The organism is Xenorhabdus miraniensis (genome assembly GCF_002632615.1).
Window position 1 is genome coordinate 1 of record NZ_NITZ01000076.1, and the last position, 1409, is coordinate 1409.

1 protein-coding gene is annotated in these 1409 nt (G+C 35.4%); it reads right to left on the minus strand.

Translation table 11 applies throughout. The features are described from left to right. A partial coding sequence (locus tag Xmir_RS29745) for a hypothetical protein (protein WP_244171027.1) occupies positions 1–1409 on the minus strand: 1409 nt, incomplete at both ends.

A 1409-nucleotide genomic window follows, 5' to 3' on the forward strand; every position in this document is an offset into this window, starting at 1 on the left:
TCATGATAAAGCACAAGCTCCATACTTTTTTCTGTAGATTCCAATGCTACTAGTACTTTAGCTGCAATTTGTGCCGAAGCATCAAAATAGCCATTAACAGCATAATAACGGACACCACCACGAATATTCGTTTCGGCTCTGATACCAAACCCAGTTTCTAATACAGTATCTTTTTTAAAAGACCACTCTCCATTATCATTAGATTCCCAACCAAACATAACGCTTAAGTCACCACTGAGAATTAAATCTAATTGGGCACCATAAAATGCCCCATTTTTACCTTGCTTGACCTCTTGTTCGAATTCTTCTCCTTTTTCACGTATTTTAGCAACTAATGTATCGACTTTAAAATAGGCGGCAAATATTTGAATAACATCAGCGCGTAATTCTAAGCCGACTAAGGGTGTTGCCGTGATATCAGCATTAAATTTATAGAAAAGTTCATATTTATCACTATGTGAAAGTTCATAACCTCCACTAATATTAATTAAAGGATAGATAAGATCTAAATTAATGACCCGGAATTTATCTTGAGCATGCCCAAATGCAAGAATATTATTGAGTTTACCGATACTATCGATGGCGGTATCGATTGGCCCTAACTTCTTTTTCCCTTTCTTGAACTCAAACTCAAGTTCTTTTGACCAGCTACGTGTTTCAGAGCCTTTTTCAGCTGTAATTTTCCCTTCAATTGTTAATGAATTACGAACCTCATAAGGTTTTGTATTTCTGCGCCATCCTTGTGAGCCTTTATGTCTCATCCCATTTCTTCTGTTGGTTTCTTTTTGCTGTTGTCTTCTTTGCTCATCGGTATATTTTTCAATTTCTTCTGTTGCACCAATAGCGACGTTAAATTCCTGTCTTTCATTCAGGACAAGATGAATATTTGAACCAAGAACTGTTTTATTTCCTATTGTGGCGGTTAAAATTTTATCCGCAATTTTGTATTTTTTATCTATTAATGGCTTTCCTGAGCACTCATCTGCTCTGACATAAAAACGTTCCTCTTCTATATGTGAGCTAAAATCTCTGTCCAAAAATCGTTGTAAGATAACTAGCGGACTATTTTCCTTGAGGGAAAAATAATTAATTTTTTTTGAGTACACTAACTCCCCAGTATATGGTTTTTTAGGTGAAAATTGTGCTATAGGCAACCCATTTTCACCAGATAAATTTCCAATTGGGCAGTTTGGATTATGAGAAATACAACCTTTACTGAAAGAACTTAACTGGATGGGGATTTTGGGTTTATCTGTATCATTTTCTGGTTTAGGAACCACATAATATAATAAAGCAGGGAAATAAAACTGTTCATAACTAAATGTCTTATCACCTAATGTCACATCAATCTTATGTGTGCAATCATCCGGGTTTTCACAACCACATATTGCTGAACCTGCCTTTGTTGA